Source organism: Pseudomonas sp. P1_F1_2, from assembly GCF_056405815.1.
Map to the genome: position 1 here is coordinate 32,672 of NZ_JBFUBK010000036.1, position 20,681 is coordinate 53,352.

The 20,681-nt window shown below is 56.0% G+C and carries 8 protein-coding genes and 3 pseudogenes; 5 read left to right on the forward strand and 6 right to left on the reverse strand.

All coding sequences use genetic code 11. The features are described 5' to 3' along the window. Positions 1 to 76: 76 nt before the first annotated feature. From AC1D2P_RS13145 to mexE, 3 genes are read right to left on the reverse strand one after another with little or no spacing between them, the layout of a single operon-like run. The gene (locus AC1D2P_RS13145; protein WP_077432138.1) at positions 77 to 1,498 is read right to left on the reverse strand and encodes an efflux transporter outer membrane subunit; all 1,422 of its coding nucleotides are present in this window, start codon (positions 1,496 to 1,498) and stop codon (positions 77 to 79) included. Further along, on the reverse strand, positions 1,495 to 4,674 hold the full coding sequence (locus tag AC1D2P_RS13150; protein ID WP_109786948.1) for an efflux RND transporter permease subunit: 3,180 nt from the start codon (positions 4,672 to 4,674) through the stop codon (positions 1,495 to 1,497). The genes AC1D2P_RS13145 and AC1D2P_RS13150 overlap by 4 nt, the downstream gene beginning before the upstream one ends. Positions 4,675 to 4,689: 15 nt before the next feature. Continuing rightward, positions 4,690 to 5,943 carry a multidrug efflux RND transporter periplasmic adaptor subunit MexE gene (gene mexE, locus AC1D2P_RS13155; protein WP_046033148.1) on the reverse strand — a complete coding sequence of 418 codons (1,254 nt, stop codon included), beginning with the start codon at positions 5,941 to 5,943 and terminating at the stop codon, positions 4,690 to 4,692. Positions 5,944 to 6,513: 570 nt separating this feature from the next. Here mexE and AC1D2P_RS13160 point away from each other — a divergent pair. Continuing rightward, positions 6,514 to 6,678 carry an integrase arm-type DNA-binding domain-containing protein gene (locus AC1D2P_RS13160; protein WP_232566575.1) on the forward strand — a complete coding sequence of 55 codons (165 nt, stop codon included), beginning with the start codon at positions 6,514 to 6,516 and terminating at the stop codon, positions 6,676 to 6,678. A gap of 207 nt (positions 6,679 to 6,885) precedes the next feature. On the opposite strand, the pseudogene AC1D2P_RS13165 reads toward AC1D2P_RS13160, so the two are convergent. The 3 genes and pseudogenes from AC1D2P_RS13165 to AC1D2P_RS13175 form a co-directional block, all read right to left on the reverse strand. Beyond that, positions 6,886 to 7,005: pseudogene (locus AC1D2P_RS13165) on the reverse strand (type II toxin-antitoxin system RelE/ParE family toxin); the annotation flags it as partial. Positions 7,006 to 7,024: 19 nt separating this feature from the next. Beyond that, a pseudogene (locus AC1D2P_RS13170) lies at positions 7,025 to 7,459 on the reverse strand (rhodanese-like domain-containing protein); the annotation flags it as partial. 34 nt (positions 7,460 to 7,493) lie between these two features. Then, positions 7,494 to 11,345, reverse strand: a complete 3,852-nt coding sequence (locus tag AC1D2P_RS13175) for an nSTAND3 domain-containing NTPase (protein ID WP_477758257.1) — start codon at positions 11,343 to 11,345, stop codon at positions 7,494 to 7,496. A gap of 411 nt (positions 11,346 to 11,756) precedes the next feature. Between AC1D2P_RS13175 and AC1D2P_RS13180 the strand changes: the two genes are divergently transcribed. The 4 genes and pseudogenes from AC1D2P_RS13180 (at position 11,757) to AC1D2P_RS13195 (ending at position 19,947) form a co-directional block, all read left to right on the forward strand. Further along, entirely contained in the window at positions 11,757 to 17,852 is a 6,096-nt protein-coding gene (locus tag AC1D2P_RS13180) for an NACHT domain-containing protein (RefSeq protein WP_477758258.1), read from the forward strand. 97 nt (positions 17,853 to 17,949) lie between these two features. Continuing rightward, positions 17,950 to 18,470: pseudogene (locus tag AC1D2P_RS13185) on the forward strand (transposase); the annotation flags it as partial. Positions 18,471 to 18,586: 116 nt separating this feature from the next. After that, complete coding sequence (locus tag AC1D2P_RS13190) at positions 18,587 to 19,543, forward strand: DUF2971 domain-containing protein (RefSeq protein ID WP_477758259.1); 957 nt, start codon at positions 18,587 to 18,589, stop codon at positions 19,541 to 19,543. Positions 19,544 to 19,659: 116 nt separating this feature from the next. Continuing rightward, positions 19,660 to 19,947, forward strand: coding sequence for a hypothetical protein (locus AC1D2P_RS13195; protein WP_125916361.1), 288 nt, complete (start codon positions 19,660 to 19,662; stop codon positions 19,945 to 19,947). The last annotated feature ends 734 nt before the right edge of the window (positions 19,948 to 20,681 follow it).

Sequence of the window (20,681 nt, forward strand, 5' to 3'; positions counted from 1 at the left end):
AAGCCCTGCGACCGAATGAGGCGCAGGGCTAAAAAAATGGTTGATTGTGACCAACCAATGGAGCTCTTCAAAAAGCTTACTTGCTGGCGACCGTCTCGGGTTGCCAGCCACCGCCAAGGGCTTTGTAAATTGCGACAATGCCGCGATACAGATCGGTTTCGGCCAGGGCCTGGGAGTCTTCGGCCGCCAGTCGCTCGCGTTGGGCATCCAGCAGGACGAGGAAGTCGGTACCGCCTTCGCGGTAGCGAATTTCGGCCAGGTCGGCGGCGGCACGGCTCGATTCGCTTTGACGAATCAGTGAGATCAACCGCTGCTGAAGTTTGCCGTAATCGCTGAACGCATTTTCCGACTCTTCCAGCGCCAACAGCACTTGCTGCTCGTAAGTCGCCAGCGCGCCTTCGGCATCCGCATCGGCACCGCGCAAACGGGCCTTCACACTGCCCAGGTCAAACGCGGCCCAGGTGATGCTTGGGCCCAGCGCCCAGGCGTTGGCCGCCGAGGAACCGATTTGCGACCCGCGCCCGGCGGTAAAGCCGAGGAAACCGCTGAGGCTGACCCGGGGGAACAAATCAGCCTTGGCCACGCCGATGCGGGCGGTGGCAGACGCCAGTTTGCGCTCGGCGCTCAGGATGTCCGGGCGACGTTGCAGCAGTTCACCCGGATCACCAATCGGCAGCGCTTTGGCAATGGCCGGCAAATCTTTCGGGCTCAGGTCGACTGTCAGCTTTTCCGGACGCTCACCCAGCAGGGTGGCGATGCGGTTTTTCTGGCGAACCTGTTCGGCCTGCAGTTGCGGCACGCTGGCTTCGACGGACGCCAAACGTGCGTCGGCACGCTCCACGTCGAGCTGATCGCCGACGCCGGCATCACGCAGGCTGATGGTGATTTTGCGCGACTCTTGCTGGTTTTCCAGGTTGGCCAAGGCGATCTTTTCACGCAATTGCGCACCGCGCAGTCGACCGTAGGAATCCACCAGTTCGGCAATCATGGTGACTTGCAGTTGGTACAAATCGGCTTCGAAAGCCTGTTGTTCCGCGTTGGCGGATTCCAGGTTGCGCTGGATCCGGCCAAACAGGTCGATCTCCCACGCCATGTCCAGGCCAAGGTCGTAGCGCTCACTGTTAACCCGGTCAGTGGTTTGGCCCGGGATTTGCCCCTTGCCCAGGTCACTGCTGACTCGGCTGGTGATGGTCGGCATCGCGTTGTTGCTGACATCATCGCGAATCGCCCGGGCCGCTTTCCAGCGTGCGAACGCTACGCGCAAATCCCGGTTGCCTTGAAGTGATTGTGTGACCAACTGGTTCAGGGTCGGGTCCTCGAACTGCTGCCACCAAATGCCTTCGAAGTGCGAGCGGTCGAAGTTTTTCTGACCGGCAGCACCATCGGTGGCGGCGGTGATGTTGGCCGGCTCCGTGGCTGGGGTCTTATAGTCCGGGCCGACCGCACAAGCACTCAGGGCCAGTGCCAGCAGGCTCGGCAGGAAAGCTTTAAAACTCATTGATGCGACTCCAGTTTCAGGGCCTTGGCCGCTTTGCGCGCTTCACCGCGTTCCACAAAGTTGCGAATCAATACGTAGAACACAGGCGTCAGCAACAGACCGAAGAAGGTCACCCCGAGCATCCCGGAGAACACCGCCACACCCATGGCGTGACGCATTTCGGCACCGGCACCGCTGGAGAACACCAGCGGCACAACACCCATGATGAACGCGAAGGAGGTCATCAGGATCGGACGCAGACGCAGACGGCAAGCTTCCAGCACCGCCGCGAGCGGGTTGAGGCCTTCCAGCTGTTTGTCCTTGGCAAACTCGACGATCAGAATCGCGTTCTTACAGGCCAGCCCCACCAGTACGATCAAGCCGATCTGGGTGAAGATGTTGTTGTCGCCGCCCGACGCGATCACACCGGTAATGGCCGACAGCAACGTCATTGGTACGATCAGGATCACCGCCAGTGGCAGGCTCCAGCTTTCGTACTGCGCCGCGAGTACCAGGAACGCCAGCAATACGCAGAGCGGGAACACGAACAGCGCAGTGTTGCCGGACAGAATCTGCTGGTAGGTCAGGTCGGTCCATTCGTAGGTCATGCCGTTTGGAAGTTCTTCCTTGAGCAGTTTCTCGATGGCTTTTTCCGCCTGGCCGGAGCTGTAGCCGGGGGCTGCCGCACCGTTGATTTCAGCGGTGATGAAGCCGTTGTAGTGCATCACGCGGTCTGGGCCGGAGGTGTCGCTGACCTTGATGAAGGTCGCCAGCGGGATCATCTCGCCTTTGTTGTTACGCACTTTCAGCTGGCCGATCTGGTCGGATTCGAGGCGGAACTGTTGCTCAGCCTGAACGTTGACCTGATAGGTACGACCGAAACGGTTGAAGTCGTTGGCATACAGCGAACCCAGGTAGATCTGCAGGGTGTCGAAGATGTCGCTGACGGCGACGCCGTGGGTCTTGGCTTTTTCGCGGTCGATGGCAGCATCGACCTGGGGCACGTTCACGGTGTAGCTGGTGAACAGGCCGGCCAGTTCCGGCACGTTGTGGCTTTTGTTGATGATGTTCATGGTTTCTTTGTACAGCTCTTCGTAGCCCAGGTTGCCCCGGTCTTCGATTTGCAGGCGGAAACCACCGATGGTGCCCAGTCCTTGTACTGGTGGCGGCGGGAAGATCGCCATGTAGGCTTCTTGAATCCCGGCGAACTGACCGTTCAAGGCTCCGGCGATTGCACCCGCGGACATGCTCGGGTCTTTGCGCTCGTCGAAAGGTTTCAGGGTCACGAACACGATGCCGGCGTTAGGACTGTTGGTGAAACCGTTGATCGACAGGCCCGGGAAGGCCACCGCACTTTCCACGCCCGGCTGTTTCAGGGCCAGGTCGGACATGCGCTTGATCACGTCTTCGGTACGGTCCAGGCTCGAGGCATCCGGTAGTTGAGCGAAGGCCACCAGGTATTGCTTGTCCTGGCCGGGTACGAAACCGGTCGGGGTGTTGGCGAAACCGAAGAAGGTCAACACCATCAGGCCCGCGTACAACAGCAGGGCGATGCCGCTGCTGCGGATAACCCGGCCCACCGTGCCGACATAACCATGGCTGGCCTTGTCAAAGAAGCGGTTGAACGGACGGAACAACCAGCCACCGAAGATCTTGTCCAGCACCTTGGAGAAACGATCTTTCGGCGCGTCATGACTTTTCAGCAAGACGGCAGCCAGTGCTGGCGACAGGGTCAGCGAGTTGAACGCCGAGATCACGGTCGAGATCGCAATGGTCAAGGCGAATTGCTTGTAGAACTGGCCAGTGAGGCCCGAAATGAACGCGGCCGGGATAAACACTGCACACAGCACCAGCGCCGTGGCAATGATCGGACCGGTCACTTCACGCATGGCACGCTTGGTTGCTTCGACCGGCGTCAGTCCCAGTTCGATATTTCGCTCGACGTTCTCCACCACCACGATCGCATCGTCCACCACGATACCGATGGCCAGTACCAGGCCGAACAGCGACAGGGCGTTCAACGAGAAGCCGAACAGGTGCATGACGGCAAACGTACCAATCAGCGAAACCGGCACCGCTACCAACGGGATGATCGAGGCGCGCCAGGTTTGCAGGAACAGGATCACCACCAGTACCACGAGGATCAGCGCTTCGAAGAGGGTATGAACCACCGCTTCGATGGAACCGCGCACGAAGATCGTCGGGTCATAGACGATGCTGAAATCCATGCCTTCAGGGAAGTTCTTCTTCAGCTCGGCCATTTTTGCCCGAACTTCATTGGAAATTTCGATGGCGTTGGAGCCTGGACGCTGGAAGATCGGGATCGCCACGGCCGGTTGGTTGTTCAGCAAGGAACGCAGGGCGTATTGACTGGAACCCAGTTCGACGCGAGCAATGTCTTTGAGGCGAGTGATTTCACCGTTATCGCCGGAGCGAATGATGATGTTCTCGAACTCTTCCTCAGAAACCAGGCGACCTTGAGTGTTGACCGACAGCTGGAAGGCGGTGGCATTCGGCGCAGGCGGCGCGCCCAGTGCACCGGCAGCCACTTGACGGTTCTGTTCGCGAATCGCGCTCACCACGTCGGTTGCTGTCAGGTTGCGCGAGGCGGTCTTGTTCGGATCGAGCCAGACCCGCAGCGAGTAATCGCCCATACCGAACAACTGCACGTCACCGACACCGCCCAGGCGCGCCAGCTCATCCTTGATGTTGAGCAGGGCGTAGTTGGACAGGTAGAGCATGTCGTAGCGTTTGTCCGGTGAGGTCAAGTGCACAACCATCGTCAGGTCGGGCGAAGCCTTGTCCACGGTGATACCGATGCGCGTCACTTCTTCTGGAAGTTTGGGCTCGGTGCGGGTTACGCGGTTCTGCACCTGCACTTGCGCGTTGTCCAGGTCAGTGCCCAGCGCGAAGGTGATGGTGAGGGTGATTTTGCCGTCGGCGGTGGACTGCGAGGACATGTACAGCATGTTCTCGACGCCGGTAATGGCTTGCTCCAGCGGAGCGGCCACGGTTTCACCAATGACTTTAGGGTTGGCGCCCGGGAAGTTGGCACGGACCACAACGGTGGGCGGCACGACTTCCGGGTATTCGCTGATCGGCAACTGGAACAGCGAGATGGCGCCGGCGATCAGGATCAGCAGCGACAGCACCGCTGCGAAGATCGGCCGTGAAATGAAGAATTGAGAAAAATTCATCGGAGTTTTTGTCCCTTAACCGCGTGGGGTCGCAGCAGCCAGTTTCACAACCGAACCCGGCGCGACCTTGGCAGGTGCGACTTGGGGCAGGTTGCTGGCTTCCAGCGCTTGTCGTTGTTGAGCCAGGGCGGCGATGGTTTGTTCGCTGGCCATCGGGATCACTTCAGGGGTGACCGGCGAGCCAGGGCGAACCCGTTGCAGGCCCTTGACGATGACCGTGTCGTCCTTGTTCAGACCGCTACGCACGATGCGCAAACCTTCGATCTTCGGACCCAGTTCGACGGCGCGATAGGCCGTTTTGTTGTCGGCATCCATCACCAGCACAAACTTTTTACCCAAGTCGGTACCCACTGCTTCGTCATTGATCAGCACGGCGGAATACGTGCCGCTGCCCACCAGTTTCAGGCGCGCATAAAGGCCCGGGGTGTAGCTGCCGTCGGTGTTGTCGAATACAGCGCGACCGCGGATGGTGCCGGTTTTCGGATTGACCTGGTTGTCGATGAAGTTCATCACACCCTGATGCGGGTTGCCGTCTTCGTTGGACAGACCCATGTAAACCGGGGTGGTGGCGCCGCGTTTACCTTGGCGGGCAAGCTGGGTGTACTTGAGGAATACGCGCTCGTCTGCGTCGAAGTAGGCGTAGACCTTATCGGTGGACACGACGCTGGTCAGCGGTGTGGTATCGGCGGTCACCAGGTTGCCGGCGGTGATTTCGGCACGGCTGACACGACCACTGATCGGGGCGGTGACACGGGTGAAACTCAGGTTCAGTTTGGCCAGGTCCAGTTGCGCCTGAAGGGCACCGACGGCGGCGCGGGCTTCTTGAGCGGCACTGGTACGCGAATCGGCCAGTTCGGCAGAGATCGCGTTGCTGGTGCGCAGGCGTTCACCGCGCTGGGCTTCGTTTTCACTGCGAGTCGCATTGGCGCGGGATTGGGCGACCAGGGCTTCGAGGCGGCGGACCTCAGCCTGGAACGGACGCGGGTCGATCTGGAACAGCAAGTCGCCTTTCTTGACCAGTGCGCCTTCAGTGAACGCCACTTCATCAATCTGCCCGGAGACTCGTGGGCGAATTTCTACCGTTTCCGGGGCTTCCAGGCGCCCGGTAAATTCGTCCCACTCGTTGATCGGTTGTTCCAGCACCTTGGCGACACTGACTTTGGCCGCGGGCATGGTGGCGGCAGACTCCGGAGCCTTGCCGCAAGCGCTCATCACCACCACGGCCAGCAGGGCCAACGGGAAGCGCAAATGTTTGAGTGACTGTTCCATGGATGCATCCGCCAATGTATTGAGATGGGCGGATGATGAGCGGCGAGGGTGTATCTCACGAATCGAATGAAGCGAAGGTAACTATCATTCGGAATGATATGAGGCTCGGGCGAGCTCTCTAGCTTGCACCTTGCGTTGGTGAGCTATCAACGGGCTTGATGGAAATTCTGTGTTACTGGAAAAGCATCAATCAGTCTTGAAACCGAGGTGAGGCTATCGCGGGCAAGCCTGGCTCCTACATATCGTGCAATGGCCCTGTAGGAGCAAGGCTTGCCTGCGATAGCGTCGGCGACATTCATACGTATGTCACGCCAGGCTGTCCGGATCCCCGAAAAACATTTTGACTGGGCTCTAGGACAATGTTTTTAGGTCGATAACGCTTTTGTTTGCCCCCACTTTTGCCCCCATTCGCACCGAGTGTGCGAGTGATTGCGAATGGCGATCTCCGACGGACTACAGTATGGCAGTGGCTGGTATTCAGTGCGCCTCCGTATACTGGATGAGCAACCCGTATCTGGCAAATCCTTGGTCGTTCGGAAGAGGATATGGGTAATGAGTCGATATCCTTAAGTGGAGTTGTCGGGTCTGTCTCTCTGCACCTATCCTGAAATTGACTCGCGAGATGCTCGTGCTCTGCGTGATGTTGCCAGGGCTCTGGTCGCTAGGGGCATCGATCCGCGTGTCCATCGACAGCTGGAGCGTAATGCTAGGCGCCTGGTCACGGAAAACGCCTAAGAAGCGGTTGTTCTGCATTGAAAGTGGAACGCAAAGTTGAAAATGGTATTTCTGGTCTTGGGTCTCGATAGTCCGGTTAGGCCCAGAACCTCCCGCTTCAATTGGCCGCCAAGTCGGCTGACAACGAGGGCGCTCAGGTTGAGATGTAGAGGGGGCGCCTTACCTTCTCTGTTCTTGGCCAATTAAGCCGTTGGGCCAGGTCGCTGATCAGTGATTAGGCAAATGCAACTGCACTTCCATGGCGTCATTAAGGAGTCGGACGATCTCGATCACGTCGTCGTTTGCCACACGATAGAACACGATATGGCGTAGACTTTTGACCGTCCCACGCGGGAGCGTCGGCAGAGAGCATGCACATGGCGCCTCGGCAATACGCAATGATAGTGGAATGATCTGGAAGGGTAGTAACCCAAGTTTCCAGGTCCTCCAGCTCAATGTTTAATGCGCCGGGCAGATGACCTGCTTCAAATTCATCTCCATGGCGCACATCCAAAAGAAAGACCGAGCCCTCTTTCATCCGTTCAGAAAGCTCATTCAGAGTGGTCGCGTCCGCAGACTTAATGTTGAAAACCTGATAAACCGCACGATGGGCGAGTACGTCACAGGTAATACACAGCGTTACCTCGGTAGCTTCGAGCGACCTACCGCCTGAGTGCAGCGACTGGAAACGGCCGCAGCGGTGGGGTAGAGGCGTCGAGCTTTCGACCTTTCGACCTGAGGGTCGGCTGCTTTGGCGTACCCCGGAATAAGGCGAATACTTCGGTAGCCCCCTAGCCGCGATGGCTTGGGGGCAGCTTGATCCTTCAGTTTCAGATTTATCCGGTCACCGATGCCACAAGCCATCCATCGAGCGGCGGATATGTTGGATAGCTACGGGGCTCGCGCTCATTGAGCAGTTTGAGCCGCAAGGCTTCAATCTCCGTCAGCAACTCTCCGCTGTCTATGTTTAACTTCTTGACCATCCGTTCGATGTATTGGCAGGTCGCCCAATGCCGAGGTGGCTGTACCTCAAGAAGCTTCCGCAATACATCGGTAAGATCAGATGCATATGACGGTACAACGGCGTCAGAGTCCGAGGAACTGTTTGGCAACTGAGACAGCCTTTGCAAGAGCTGCATGAACCTCATATCTGGTTCCATATGCTTCAGAAACTGCTCTATGAATGCTCTGGGCACCCACTCATCAACTTCTGTAAGATCGTCCAGGACCCAAGGGGCAGCCTTGGCCATTAGGCCGATCCACTGTGCGGTGAGCTGTTCATCTGCTGCGACCTCAAAGAGCGATTTCCATGCCTTCGGCAGAAAGTCGCCTGTGGTCTGCATATTCCGCGCAAGCATGATGTCGAAAAGGCGCGGAGCATGTTCAGCGCCGAGGGCTTTGATGGCCTCCGAGAGCTCAACGGTGTCCCCTGAGGAAAGCATTGTCTCCCAGCAAATCTCGAACAGGGGATGGCTGGCTTGTTGAGCGAAGTGTGCCACGACAGGGTGCCAGATCTTGTGCGGGCCACCATAAACTCCGATGTACTGAACCTCTGGATGCCACCCTGTGAACACGTGCACAGCAGCATTCAGCAGCGCCGTTGGGGTATTCAGGATTGCCGGCAGTGAACTCAGCGCAAGCAGACCTTCCTCTGGGAGGATGAGTGTCAGGATCTCAGGAGGGACTGACTTTCTCGTGATCGCGGTCGCACGGAGCCAGTCAAGGTCTTCGGCCGCGGTTTCTAGCTGCTGCAGCAGCGCGTGTTGTTCTGCAGGTGTCAGCAAGTTCCACCGGGGAACCAGGTCGGCGACAACACGCATACGAGCGCTGGTGCCCGGTAATTCCAACAGCCTTTCCACGCGGCCTAAGCGTGTCGAGGGTTCAGACGTTGTACCTTCAATCAGAATGTCTGTCACACCAAGCATGTAATCGCTGAGTCGGCGAGTTGTGACACTGTTGTGCAGCAAATCAATCCAGTGATCCGCAATTCGTAGGAGCGCCTCATTTGGTATATGTGCCAGCCCCTCGGACAGCACATTGTAAAGGCGAGCTTCGCGAAAAACGGCGCCGGTAGGTAGCGCTTTCATGACTTGGCTCATCAACTCGCTGAACAGTTCCCAAGGGGGGGTGTCTCCGGTTTCCTCGATACGGTCAAAAAGCACAAGGCGTTCGATGAACGCTAAAGCAGCAATTGGAGAGTTTGCCATGGCTACCAGACCACCTTGGAGCTTGAGGCGCCTTTCTGGCTCGCAATCACCCCAAACAGCCAAGACCGACTTGAGAGCCTCAGTCGCTACAGCTGGATGCTCTTCTCCGAATATACGATCTAGCAGATCATCGTCATCGGCACGGGGTACAGAAAGCCACGCAGCGGCAGCTGGCGCTCGGATCAACGCAACGTCATAGCTGAGGAGGCGCCCCGCAGAGCTATGAGTCATTTTTTTCGGATGATGGCTTAAGTGTGTCAGCGCAGCCGCGGCTTGCTCCGGCGAAATGACAGTGGCTTCGGCGTTGTCGAGAGCTCGAACGACGTCCTTAATTTCCTCCCAGGGCCTTTCTTTGGTGAATATGCCACTTTCTATAGTGGCCCCCATGGTCCCAGCAGGAATACGGGGCTGCCCGTTAAACCATTCCACATCGTCAATATTAAAATAGGTGACAGCTGAAACCCATTTAGAAATCTGACTTTGCTTTTCGGAAGGCAAATGCGTGAGTCGCTTCACCAAGAAGCCAAAACAGTCATCGCGTGTTCTTGGGAAGATCGAGCTCAGGCCATCGATTGCGATTTCAATCACCGCCGCGCGACCATCCGGGGAATCAAGTCGATCGTAGAGCCAGGAAAGATTCCTGGCGGCCGCATCAGAGCTTTCCGGGGACAGGCTCAGCAGCGTACGACCCACTGTTTCGAGAGCACTTTTTGCTGCGCGCGCAGTAGCACCGTCAATCAGCGACTCAGAGCTCGCTCGGTAGAATGGGTGAGTAAACGCATACAAGCCGCCTGCTCGAATTTCCAAAATTCGGCGTGACTCCAGAATTTCAACCAATATATCCGTGCCAGAAACGAGTTCCGGTAATGGATCGTACTGTGGTTCAGGACGTCTGCCCCGAGTCGTCGGGGCACCAAAGGAAATTGATTTGCCAATGACCTTACTCCTGCCAGGACGATCAGGGCCGCCAGCACCCATTGCGAATGCCAGCTCTGTAGGGGATACCGGCAGGTCGGGTGTGGTCGAGATGGCCAAGGCCGTGACAAGAGGGCCAAGCCCCTCTGACTTCAAGGCTCGGCCAAGCGTCTGAGCGTCTTCGCGCGCGAGCCGAATTATCTCTGGCAGCGTTGCACCCGCTGACAATTTATGGTGGTTTGTAGCTAGATAAAGCAGGCAGCCTGGTTCGAGATCGAGTGCCGAAGTGGAGAGGGCAGATTGCACACACTCACTCAGCCATTTCGGTACGGAGTAGGTTGTGCAGGCCTGCGTCCAGACACTTGATAAAAAAACGCAGTCCAGGTGGCCAAGTTCTATCCACTTCACGCCGCGTGTTTCCATCTCATCGACGGACTTCTTGCGCGCGATCTCCAGCAACCGGTCCTGCGCTTGGACGACGATAAGCCTACGGTTTGTGCGGATCGACCCAAGCAATTGCTCAAGTAGAGCCAGCTCTCGTAAGGCATCGTCAGTGGCGTGCGCGCCACCGAATGGATCATCCACAACGGCAAGGCGATTCTCGTCCACCGGGTCCATCAAGAACCGTTGAGCCGATTGAACGCTTTCGGCAATTTTGACGATGAACCCCATTTGTTCAAAGTCACCCGCAAGTTGTCGCGATGTCATGGTCTTACCGATGCGTGGCCGACCGGCGAGGAGCAGTACTTTTTGCGCGGTTAATTTGAGTTTTAGGTTTTCCTCATCTCCTCGGGCTATATAGCCAGCGGGAGCCAGGCGTTCGTCGGGTCTGGCCGCCCGTATTTGCATCCGGATCGCTGGCAGCACATCGGCGCCGGTGCCTTTCGCGTCGAAGATGATGGTCTCCAGGGCCGTCAACGTCCCGGCGATAAGGTCAGGAACGACTCCGTGAACAGACTGGAGAAGACTTTCACACATTTGCTGCACCGTGCTTTCGTCCAGCCGCTCGATTACGCGTACACGTCGCACGGCTTGACGCAGCGCTGGATCCTTCAGCAGAGAGAAGAGGGTGTCGATGGCCTTTCTGCGCTGTTGTTGCAGAGGGCTATCCCCATTGAGGGGCACCTCATAAGACGCAAAACCTTTTCGGATATTCGCCAGGTCTAGCGTCTTGATTCGAGTTGCTGGCCAAGGGGCAATCGGATCGCCAAGATCGGCTACATAAGTGGATGTGGCGTCATCACAGCGGCCAGAAGCGATCATCATGACGTTTTGGGTAGGGGTATTGACCAGACGTGCAATCAAAGGATCCTCGGCCTCGTGTGCCGGGAAATGGGCAAGCCAATCGGCGAGGGCATCAACAGTGACTTTAGCTTTCGCCCCTTTGACCTGAATTTCAAAGACTTTGCGACTCACGCTGTCGTCAAAAACCAATTGCGCATCTTCGCCACCGCGCGGTTCGATTTCCAATTGCGCGTGTGCGTTCTGTGCATGTTGCAGCGCCAAAAGCAGACATACACGATCCTGGAATTTGTATTTTTTGGGGCCAATGATTTCGATAGACATCCAGTTCCTCATGGATCTGCAGTGTGGTGGTGCAATCTAGCCGAATCATCCTGCCTCGACCATGGTCCTGAAGTTCGGTTGACAGCAAAAATCAGGATGGGTAAGGACTATTGCGGTCAACTGGCAGTCAGATCCGGACTCCCCCAGTTTTTATTTAGCGGTTCTATGAGGCTGGTCACCCCGGACCGCTGGTTGTTCTCCAGCAATCGCATCTCGCACGTGCCCTCTACGATTCGAGTGCGAATTTCCGTGGTGCAAAACTACCTGCAGTCACTGTTGATCGCCCTCAGAGGGCGCGCGCCATCGTTGCTAAAAGCATTTTGCAAAGAGCAACTAGAAAGCCGTCATTCGATTAATATGTGTCGCGAGTGAAGGAGGGTCCTGACGAAGGCTTTAGAAGGAGCGGGAATTTTGATTACGACACACATGGGCTCCTTGAGCGCCGCTCATAGGGGCTATGCCTACCAAGATTTGGTTACCGCATACTTACTGGTTCGAGCACTTGTTCACCAGCATGAAGCGGTCATCGTGGATCGTAAAACTGTCGAAGACGACCGCTTCGACGATCTTGAGGTGACGGCCAATGGAACCAGAATCCGGCGCCAGCTAAAATCCAGCCTGAACCCCGACGTCGCACTGAAGCTTCAAGATTTCACAGGCCATGCCTCCTCTCTTCGATTTGACCGCTTGGTTCAGACGTTCACCCATGCAGGCATGGACGCAGCTGACGAGTACAGGCTCTGCGCGACCTGGCAGGCCCCTGTTATAGCCGACGCCATGTCCGCTTTATTTGAAGTGTCAGATGCCGCTGGCACGTTCGCAGGGTTTACTACAAAGCGATATCGCATCGATTCAGCTCGAATATGGCCAGATGCCGAAGGCCCCAAACTCTCGGTACTCTGCCCCGCCAAGGAGGGCCCAGCACCGCTTACCCGAGATCAGGTTGTCGCTTTTTGCGAGCGCTTTGTCATTGAACTTGCTTTGCCCTCAGCAACGCTTGATCTTGATAGCCCCGGCCCGTTAGAGGATTTACTGCTCGACTTGTTGAAGAAGGATGTTGGAATAGGGCGATACCCCAACGCCGAAAGACGGCCTGAGGATGTTGCAGCGTTAGCTATTCACATCGCCACCAACGCGCGCATTCAAGGCGAGAGACTGACTCCTGGGGATGTAGCAAGTCGTTTGATGCTGCGCACAGATTTCGGGCGAGTACTTCAACAGTTCCCGATTGATAATTCTGTGCTACAGCCGCGACCGCACGTTCGCGACAATCTGGCTGAAACGGTGCTGCAGGGCGGCGTTCATTTGATCCTTGCTGGCCCAGGATCAGGTAAATCTTGGGAGTTGACGCAGCTTGCCGATTTTTTGCGAAATCGCGGTGTTGTTGTAGCGCAGCACTATTGTTTCCTTGCCCCTGGAGACGGTTTGGCAGAGAAGCGGATTAGCACCAACATCCTGTTTGCAAATCTTCTGGGGGACATCCAGGACTGGTTGAGTGAGCAAGAGAGCGTATCTGCTCGGCAAACCTTCGCGGCAGGAGCTGATGTCCTTGAAGAAAGCCTGCAGCAGGTCGTTGAAAGCGGTTCCCGAGTCGTCATTATTGTCGACGGTCTGGATCACATTGCGCGAGTACGCAGCACCTCTCAAAGCCTAAATGACAATGAAACGGATATCGTGGAGCGCTTATCTACACTTGCTTTACCCGAAGGTGTATCGCTTGTCATTGGCTCTCAACCTGGCGAACATCTTGATCCTCTCCGAGATCGTTTCAAGGACTCACTGCACCAGCACACCCTTCAAGCGTGGCAACGCGAAGAAATAATTTCTCTGTGTGACAAGCACGGCGTTTCACAAGCATTTGAAGACGTCGCCATTTGCGACCAAGGTGAACGAGACGAGTTACTCACCTTACTGGCGTCGAAGGCCCAAGGAAATCCACTCTACACCCGCTATTTGTCGGTTGGCCTCGTTGAGGGGTTAAAGAGCGGGCGCATTCAAGCACCTCATGAATGGCTATCGTCAGCGCCAGCCTTGGACGGTGACATTACCCGTTACTACCAACACCTGAACCTGACCGCCAGCCGCAACACCATCCCCGTGGCTAATATCCTAGGTGTTCTTGATTTCTCGGTAACGGAGGCAGAGCTGCAAGAAATTGTCGGGAGCTTGATGCAAGACTATGTTCCCGAAGCGCTGGCCATGCTTTCCCCCATCCTTTCCCGCGCCACAGGTCAAGGCGGTGTGCGGATATTTCATGAGAGCTTCAGACGCTTCATTCTTGACGAGTTACAAGCCGCAGGCAAAAGCGTTCGCAATATCCTGAATCCGGTCATCGCCTGGCTAGAATCCAAGGACTTTTTTCAGGACGCTCGCTCATACCGCTTTTTGCTTCCCTCTTTGCGCCGGGTGGGGCGGGACGATGAGATTCTGGAGCGGGTCTCTGCCACCTTTGCGCGTGACAGTCTCGTTCATGGACACTCTCGAACGTCTATTGAGGACGGCGTCTCGCTTGCAGCGGACATTGCGGCAAGCAGCGGAAACTGGCCAGTGCTGCTCAGGTGCTCTGAGATCTTCCGTTCACTCGACATGTGCTTTGATGAAGGTACAAATCGCTGGCATCCGTATTGGATCACCTACCAGGCGCTACATGGGCCGCACGCTCTCGCACAACGCATGCTTTTCGATGGGGAACCAACTCTGGATGCGACTCAAGGACTGCTCGCGTGTGAGGCGGTCGAGGCCCAAGGCGCAGTAGCACCTTGGGCGGAATACCTTGAGTTGTGGTTTGACGGCCACCGCAGCAGTCACTCTGATCACTTCGATCCTGAGGCTGATCTGTATGAGGAGGAGAAGGTTTACCTGGCGTCGCTGCGTGGACAACTGCGCTTAGGGTATACGTTTGGTGTCGCCCGAGAGGTTTGTGATCAGTTGTATTTCGAGGAAGAACTCAAATTCATCTTCGTACGTAGGCTTTCGAGCATGCTCTCTCACGAGCTACCTATGTCTTCCGTTGAACGTCTCGCTGGGCGAGTGCGCGTTCAACCTGATCAGCGATTCGGCTTAAACGATGAGCGCGCGTGTGCGACTTGGTTGGGGCTGTCAGACGTTGCATGGGAGGCGAGCAACCTTGTGGCAGCAGCAGATTACGCCAGCAACGCGCTGCGTCACGCCAGAGGGGTAGAGCAGGCTGTCTGGTGTCTTGAGCGAGGCGCTTCAGTTGAAAATGGCCAGCCATTTTTGGTCGAGCCAGATACGCTCGACATCGCTCTGGGCGACGATGGCCACCTACACAGCGCCCAGCCAGTGCGTGACTGGGTCGCATCCACACGTCTACATGCCTTAACTGGCAACTCACAAACCCTGGACGCAGAGCGGCATCGTGTTCAAGGAGAGGGCTGGTACCGTTGCTGGCTACGTTTCGTGATAGCAAGCGCAGAAGCTGAAGCGGCGACCACCCAAAACAGGCCATACGACTCTAATGTCGTTTTTGCACAGTTGCTCGGGGATCTTCGTCCCTTCGTGGGATCTCCTCGGGCATGCGACCTCTATCTAATCCATTCAGTTATAGCCGATAGCCTCGCCCGAGCACTGAGTCTCCCTAGAACGCTGGAGGAATGGGAATACGCCATTTCTTCCATATCAGAGGCTCGTCTGGGTATTGCGACCCAGATGGACAGGGAAGACGGCGGGGCTATTTCGGCCAACACTTTTTTTTCGATACTGATTCCCTACGCTAAACATGAATCAGCGTCGCAGTTGGTGGTCGACGCTTTAGATCGTGAACTCGTGGCGGAGGAGATAGACGGCGGTACTTACTACAGCAACCATGCCGAGTTTTCCATGCGGGTGGCACAGGCGTTAGCAGTTGCAGGACAACCTGAGGCGGCGGCCAGTTATTGGCGGCACTCTTGTGGGTTTCTACTGGGGTACGGGTTTCACAAAGACACCTCTCTATTTGACCTGATCGAGAGTGTGAGCGCCTTGAAGAGTGGGTCTTCCACCGCAGCGCTTGATGGCTTAATCAAGTTACAGCCGCTCGTGCGGGCAGTAAGGAACCATACCGACGGCAGAGAGACAAAGCATGCGCCGAATGCCTGGTTCAGTGCGCTCATGGCTGTTGACCCGGTACGCGGTGTTCGGCTTTTAGCGTCGACGTTGGCACGTGAGCGTGGGGGTGAGTCCTGGGTCACGCTCGCCGCGCTGACCAGCGCATTGACGAAGGTTGCCGAAACGGCAGATCCGCTCTTGCTCGATGGGGTTTGGGGCTCAATCTTGTTCGTGGTTGACCACGATGGTGCCGGCAGTAAGCTTGTCATGGAGCGGCTCAGACCGCTCGAACGGCTTATCCCGAGCAACCTGTCCTACGTCCAGGATCGATTCACACAACTATGTGCAGAAGTGTTAGATGACGCTACGGGGTATCGGATCGATGCCGTTGAGCGACTTCTTACATTTGCATCAGAGCATGTGCTTACAACTCCAGCAGCCCTGCGTGATTACCGTCATCCCACGCAGATAGTTCGCAGTGAAAGCAGATCCCGTGAAAACGACACCACAGGTGAGGAGCTTCGTCCCGCCTTTCCTCAAACGCGTACCTATACGGATGTGCTGTCTACGCTTCGCAGGCTAGGTGAAGCGAAAATCTCGGATTCCGAGATCGACGGGGTAGTGACACTACCTCTGGCTTATATCATCAGCGAAATGGTCGATGCAGGCGATGAATTAGCAGCCCAACGACTGATCCACTTTTATGTGCACGATACGGATTACTGGTTTCGGGATCGTTACCAGGCCATCAAAGGCCTGGCTGACGCGCTTGATAACGCCGGTCATGTACAATTGGCCGCCATCACGTACGTGCTTGCGTATAGCTGTGCAAAAGGCGGCGGTGGCTGGCATAACGTCGGCGGCCGTAAGCACGCAGCTTCGGTAGGCAGAGCGCTTGAGCTTGATCCTGCGCAAGCCCGGCAGGTGCTAGCAGACGAGACGGCCCGTAAGCTGCGGTCTGGCAATGTTCATGGTGTGACGCAACGTCTGGTTGAGCAGCTTGCCGAATGGGAGGCTCCAGGCATCGCAACACAGGCTTGGGCGGAGGCATTCGATGTGATGGAGCTTCGTTTGCCGCTGCCGGGACGCTACCTTGGGTTTGAAGATCTTGAGCCGGGGGGCTGCGACTGGTCAGTGGACGAGGCCTTGATCAGCCTGCTCCTGAATCGCCTGGGCAATCCGGTCTTGCCACGCAAAGGGCTGGTCTTGAGTGCCATAGCACGTCTGCTGCGTGATCGTACTCATCTATTCGCGCGTCCTTTGAGCCACTGGCTACTGGCTGATACATCAGTGTCCTTGCTGCATCTAGTGCTTCGCGTGTTGCTTGAGTCTCCAGTCGATCTTTCACACCTGATTGCCGATGTCACACCCGAGCTTACGCTGTGTGCCGAGTCCGACTCATGGGCAGTGGCGAGCATGGCGCAACTACTTCTTGCCAGGATAGATGTGACAGTTGCAGACCGAACTGATCCGACGATGTCGTCCACACCGGTCGTTCGTCAACAGTTACGGATGATCGCGGCACTTGAGCAGCTTGAAGTGATGGAATTTCTGGCGCAGTTCTGGCCTGACCTCCCGTACATCATCGAGGGACGTCTGAATAACATCGTGTGGCGTGATTCTATTCCAGGTCGCCGGCGATGGGAGCTCAGTGTCGGTCGTGATGGCAATACCCGTCTTCCAGCCCAAGTCTTGCTATGGCAAATGGAACTCTATCTATCCATTCTTGACTCCATGCTCGTTAGCCTTCCGCATCCCGTAGGGCTGCCCGAAGGCTTCGAATCAGAGTTGGTCGAGGAGATGCTCCGCTACATCCTGCCAAATATTCCGGCGCACTTGATGGCTGTCGCCAGCAGGACGCCGCGCCCTAAATGGGAAGCCAGCGCACGCAATGGTCTTAACCCGATCGTCACAGTTGCCGACGATGATCCGGAGTACAGTGGTTGGATTCGACTTGGCTTCTATGAGGAGGAGCATCCTCAAAACTCACGTATAAAATCGGATCGGCAGCGAATGATTATTCGTATGGGCGGGATTGTCGCAGTGCATCCTGATGAAGATATCCCGCCCGATGCGTGCCCTTTCAACGAAGGGTATGTTGAGGACTGGTTGATCAGTGCGGGCAGTCCAGATGAGCTAATGGACGAGCGTAGTCTTTGGTTAGTAAACCGGGTCCCGATTGATGACTGGTTGGGAAGGACTTCATTACTGGTCCCTCCGGCAAGTCTTCAAATGCTCGCTGATCTGCGACATTGCGGATACGCAGGCTCTATGAGATGGGTGGATACCGCCGGAAACCTTGCGGTGGTTCAACGTACGTGGCGAGTGCGGAGCGATCAGATTTCAGTTGAGGACTCGTACTGCGTAGAGGGGTGTGACGTACTGATGCGACCGGATCTACTACCTACACTACACCTAGCGTATGGGCCTTGGTTAACGGAGTTGAGTCAGGTCATGTGACCTTTGTCGTGAGTGGCAGCAAACGACCCAGAGTGTTTAAAAACACCTTTGCGAACACTTGCTATGATTTCTGAGGATTTCATCGCAGGGATCGCCCATGAAGCGCTTTATCCAAGGTGAACATCGAGGGCAAGGCACCTTACTTCCCGAGAGCCTCGACGACTACGTCAGCGATACCAATCCGGTGCGCGTAGTCGACGTCTTTGTCGACGAACTCAACCTGGTCAATCTGGGTTTTGAAGGTCCATTCCAGCCGATACTGGCCGGCCTGCTTACCATCCCGCGATCTTGCTGAAGATCTACATCTATGGCTATCTCAATCGCATCTAGTCGAGCCGACGTTTGGATCGAGAAGCCCAACGCAACATCGAGCTGATGTGGTTGACCGGGCGGTTGATGCCGGACTTCAAGACCATCGCCAACTTCCGAAAAGACAACAGCAAGGCCATCCGAGGCGTCTGTCGGCAGTTCGTTGTGCTGTGTCAGCAATTGGGACTGTTCGGAGACCACCTGGTCGCCATCGATGGCAGCAAATTCAAGGCCGTCAACAACCGCGACCACAATTTCACCAGCGCCAAACTGAAGCGGCGAATGGAAGAAATTGAATCGAGCATCAGCCCCTGATTCCCAAGGCTACAAAACGGCCTGCTCACTATACCGGTGGGACAAGTGAGCGTAACCCAGATGTGATAACGTCTCGTGCCTCAGCAAACCGCGTAGACAAAGGAGTTCGTGTGGATAGGGATTGGGTAAAAGATCTGATTGAGAATTTTTCTTCGGCCACGATCGGTGACATGGACATCCCGAAGCTAATCAACGACAAGCACCTGAACACGCCCAATCGACTGTTCAAAATCAGAGCCTGCGGCGAGTTTGCGCTGAAGAACCTGGCTGAGAAAACCCTCTATCTGGGCGTAGCCAATGAATTCAACGATCCCTACGACACGGCATTCTGGGTTGACTACCGGAAGCTCGCTGCTTGGGAAAAACTCGATGAACTTGGCTTTAGCGATGATCAAGTCGCCACTGCGCTTGAATCCGAGGATCCGATCTCAGCTGTAGTAGCATTGGTTTCGGCTCAAGAGCCCCCAATCATGAACGTTGCTCACTGGCTCCATGAAGTCGGAGTCTTAGCGCCAAATCACCAGGCCGGGCAGCTCCCATGGCTAATTGACCAGCTCAAAAGCAGCTACAAAATCTGCAGCTTGAGCGAGCGTGTGGATTCGGTGTTGATGTGGAGCCACTATGGCTACAACCACACTGGCTTTGCCATGGAATACGACTTCACAGGGCTTCATCGGAATCAGCTTCCGACCCTCACGCTATGGCCCGTCGCATACACAAATCAACTGTTCGACGTCACGCACATTCTCAGAGCCCAACGCCGGGAGAAAAACTACAACGAGCTTTATGGAATTGCCGCCTCGTTGTGCAAGGCTGTCGATTGGCAGTACGAGCGAGAGTGGCGTTTAGTGGTTCCAGACGACGATAGTGAGGTCAAAGGCTTCAATGTTGCTGCGCCCCTGAAGGCCGTTCATCTTGGGGCTAGAATCTCGGATTCTCATGCGCTCGAGATCTTGAGGATATGYGGTGAAATCGACATCCCGGTCTACAAGGTCACGCTTGCGCCTAACGAGTACCGGATGATCTCGGAGCCTACTAACCTGGACGATTGGTGTTCCTATCGTTGAAGGAAAGGTGCCAACGTACCTGGTAGACACCATCGTCCCTAGTTTCTAAATTTTGAAGGGGGCTGTGCGAGACCCTTACGCATCATTCCACGGGAAATCACAATCAGGGGACTTGCATGGACGTGAAGTGGGAACCGTTGGTTTTAAAAAACACTGGGCTAGATTCCCTTCGGGGCTACCTGACAGAAGAAGGGAAGCTGTTTGTGGAGAACACGCCGGACGCTAACCTCGTAGGCTTTATGCCTGGTACATGGCGTCCGACGGCCGAAGCTGTGAAAAATCCTGAGAATGCCCTTATCGTCGCGGGCCCACAGCCGTTTGTGGGGGAATGGCTGTGTGAGGGTCGGGACAATGAGCACGCAGACGCATACACCTATCCGTCATTCATTTTCTACCGAAAATGATGATGGCGGACTAAGTCCTAGCCTCCGACCTGTTGTCTGGGGAAGCCAAGTCCCAGATTCGGTCAAGTAAACCCATCATGAGTGTTCCCAAGAACGACCGCGAAAGCCAATTACATGGGCGGCGAGCTGGGATTGCTGCGGGTTTGAAGGGGAGAGATAGCAAGAGCTTCACGAGCCGCTACACCACACTGCTTGTGAAACTCGATCGGGATTTACGGTTCTAGTCCGAGCGCTTGCCTCATTCGGATGATCGCCATATCCGCCTCGCCGTTGGGCAGCGTCTCCGCTCGATACGGGACGTCTAAGGCTGACATATAGCAGGGCGTGGTTCGGCTCCAGCGTTGGCACCACTACGTGCCAGATCGAGCACCACTATTTTTACACGCCCTTGTGCGAGCGCCTGGCAACGCTCTTCAAGCATCTTCGACATTTCCTCCGCAGAGGATGGACGACGCGAAAGAACACGAATACGCCGGTAGCCAAGGAGGAACTGCAAAAACTCTCTATATCAATGCTCTCTGAGATGGCTATATTGTCCATGTCCGAAAGTAATACGACGATGTCATAACAGGGAGAAGTGGTAGACATGGCTCCAGCTCCAACGGCTAATGACATTGCGGTGCGTGAGGTGCTTGAGAAACTCGAGTCCGATTTCGCTCCGGCTGCCAGCGCGGTCGCGAATGGCGAATTTGCGCTATGGGTAGGCTCAGGGATTTCAAGGCAAGCTCCAAACC

Excerpts from the sequence above, each read along its gene's own strand:
- AC1D2P_RS13145 (WP_077432138.1), bottom strand. The coding sequence starts at position 1,498 with ATGAGTTTTAAAGCTTTCCTGCCGAGCCTGCTGGCACTGGCCCTGAGT.
- AC1D2P_RS13150 (WP_109786948.1), bottom strand. The coding sequence starts at position 4,674 with ATGAATTTTTCTCAATTCTTCATTTCACGGCCGATCTTCGCAGCGGTG.
- mexE (WP_046033148.1), bottom strand. The coding sequence starts at position 5,943 with ATGGAACAGTCACTCAAACATTTGCGCTTCCCGTTGGCCCTGCTGGCC.
- AC1D2P_RS13175 (WP_477758257.1), bottom strand. The coding sequence starts at position 11,345 with ATGTCTATCGAAATCATTGGCCCCAAAAAATACAAATTCCAGGATCGT.
- AC1D2P_RS13195 (WP_125916361.1), top strand. The coding sequence starts at position 19,660 with ATGGACGTGAAGTGGGAACCGTTGGTTTTAAAAAACACTGGGCTAGAT.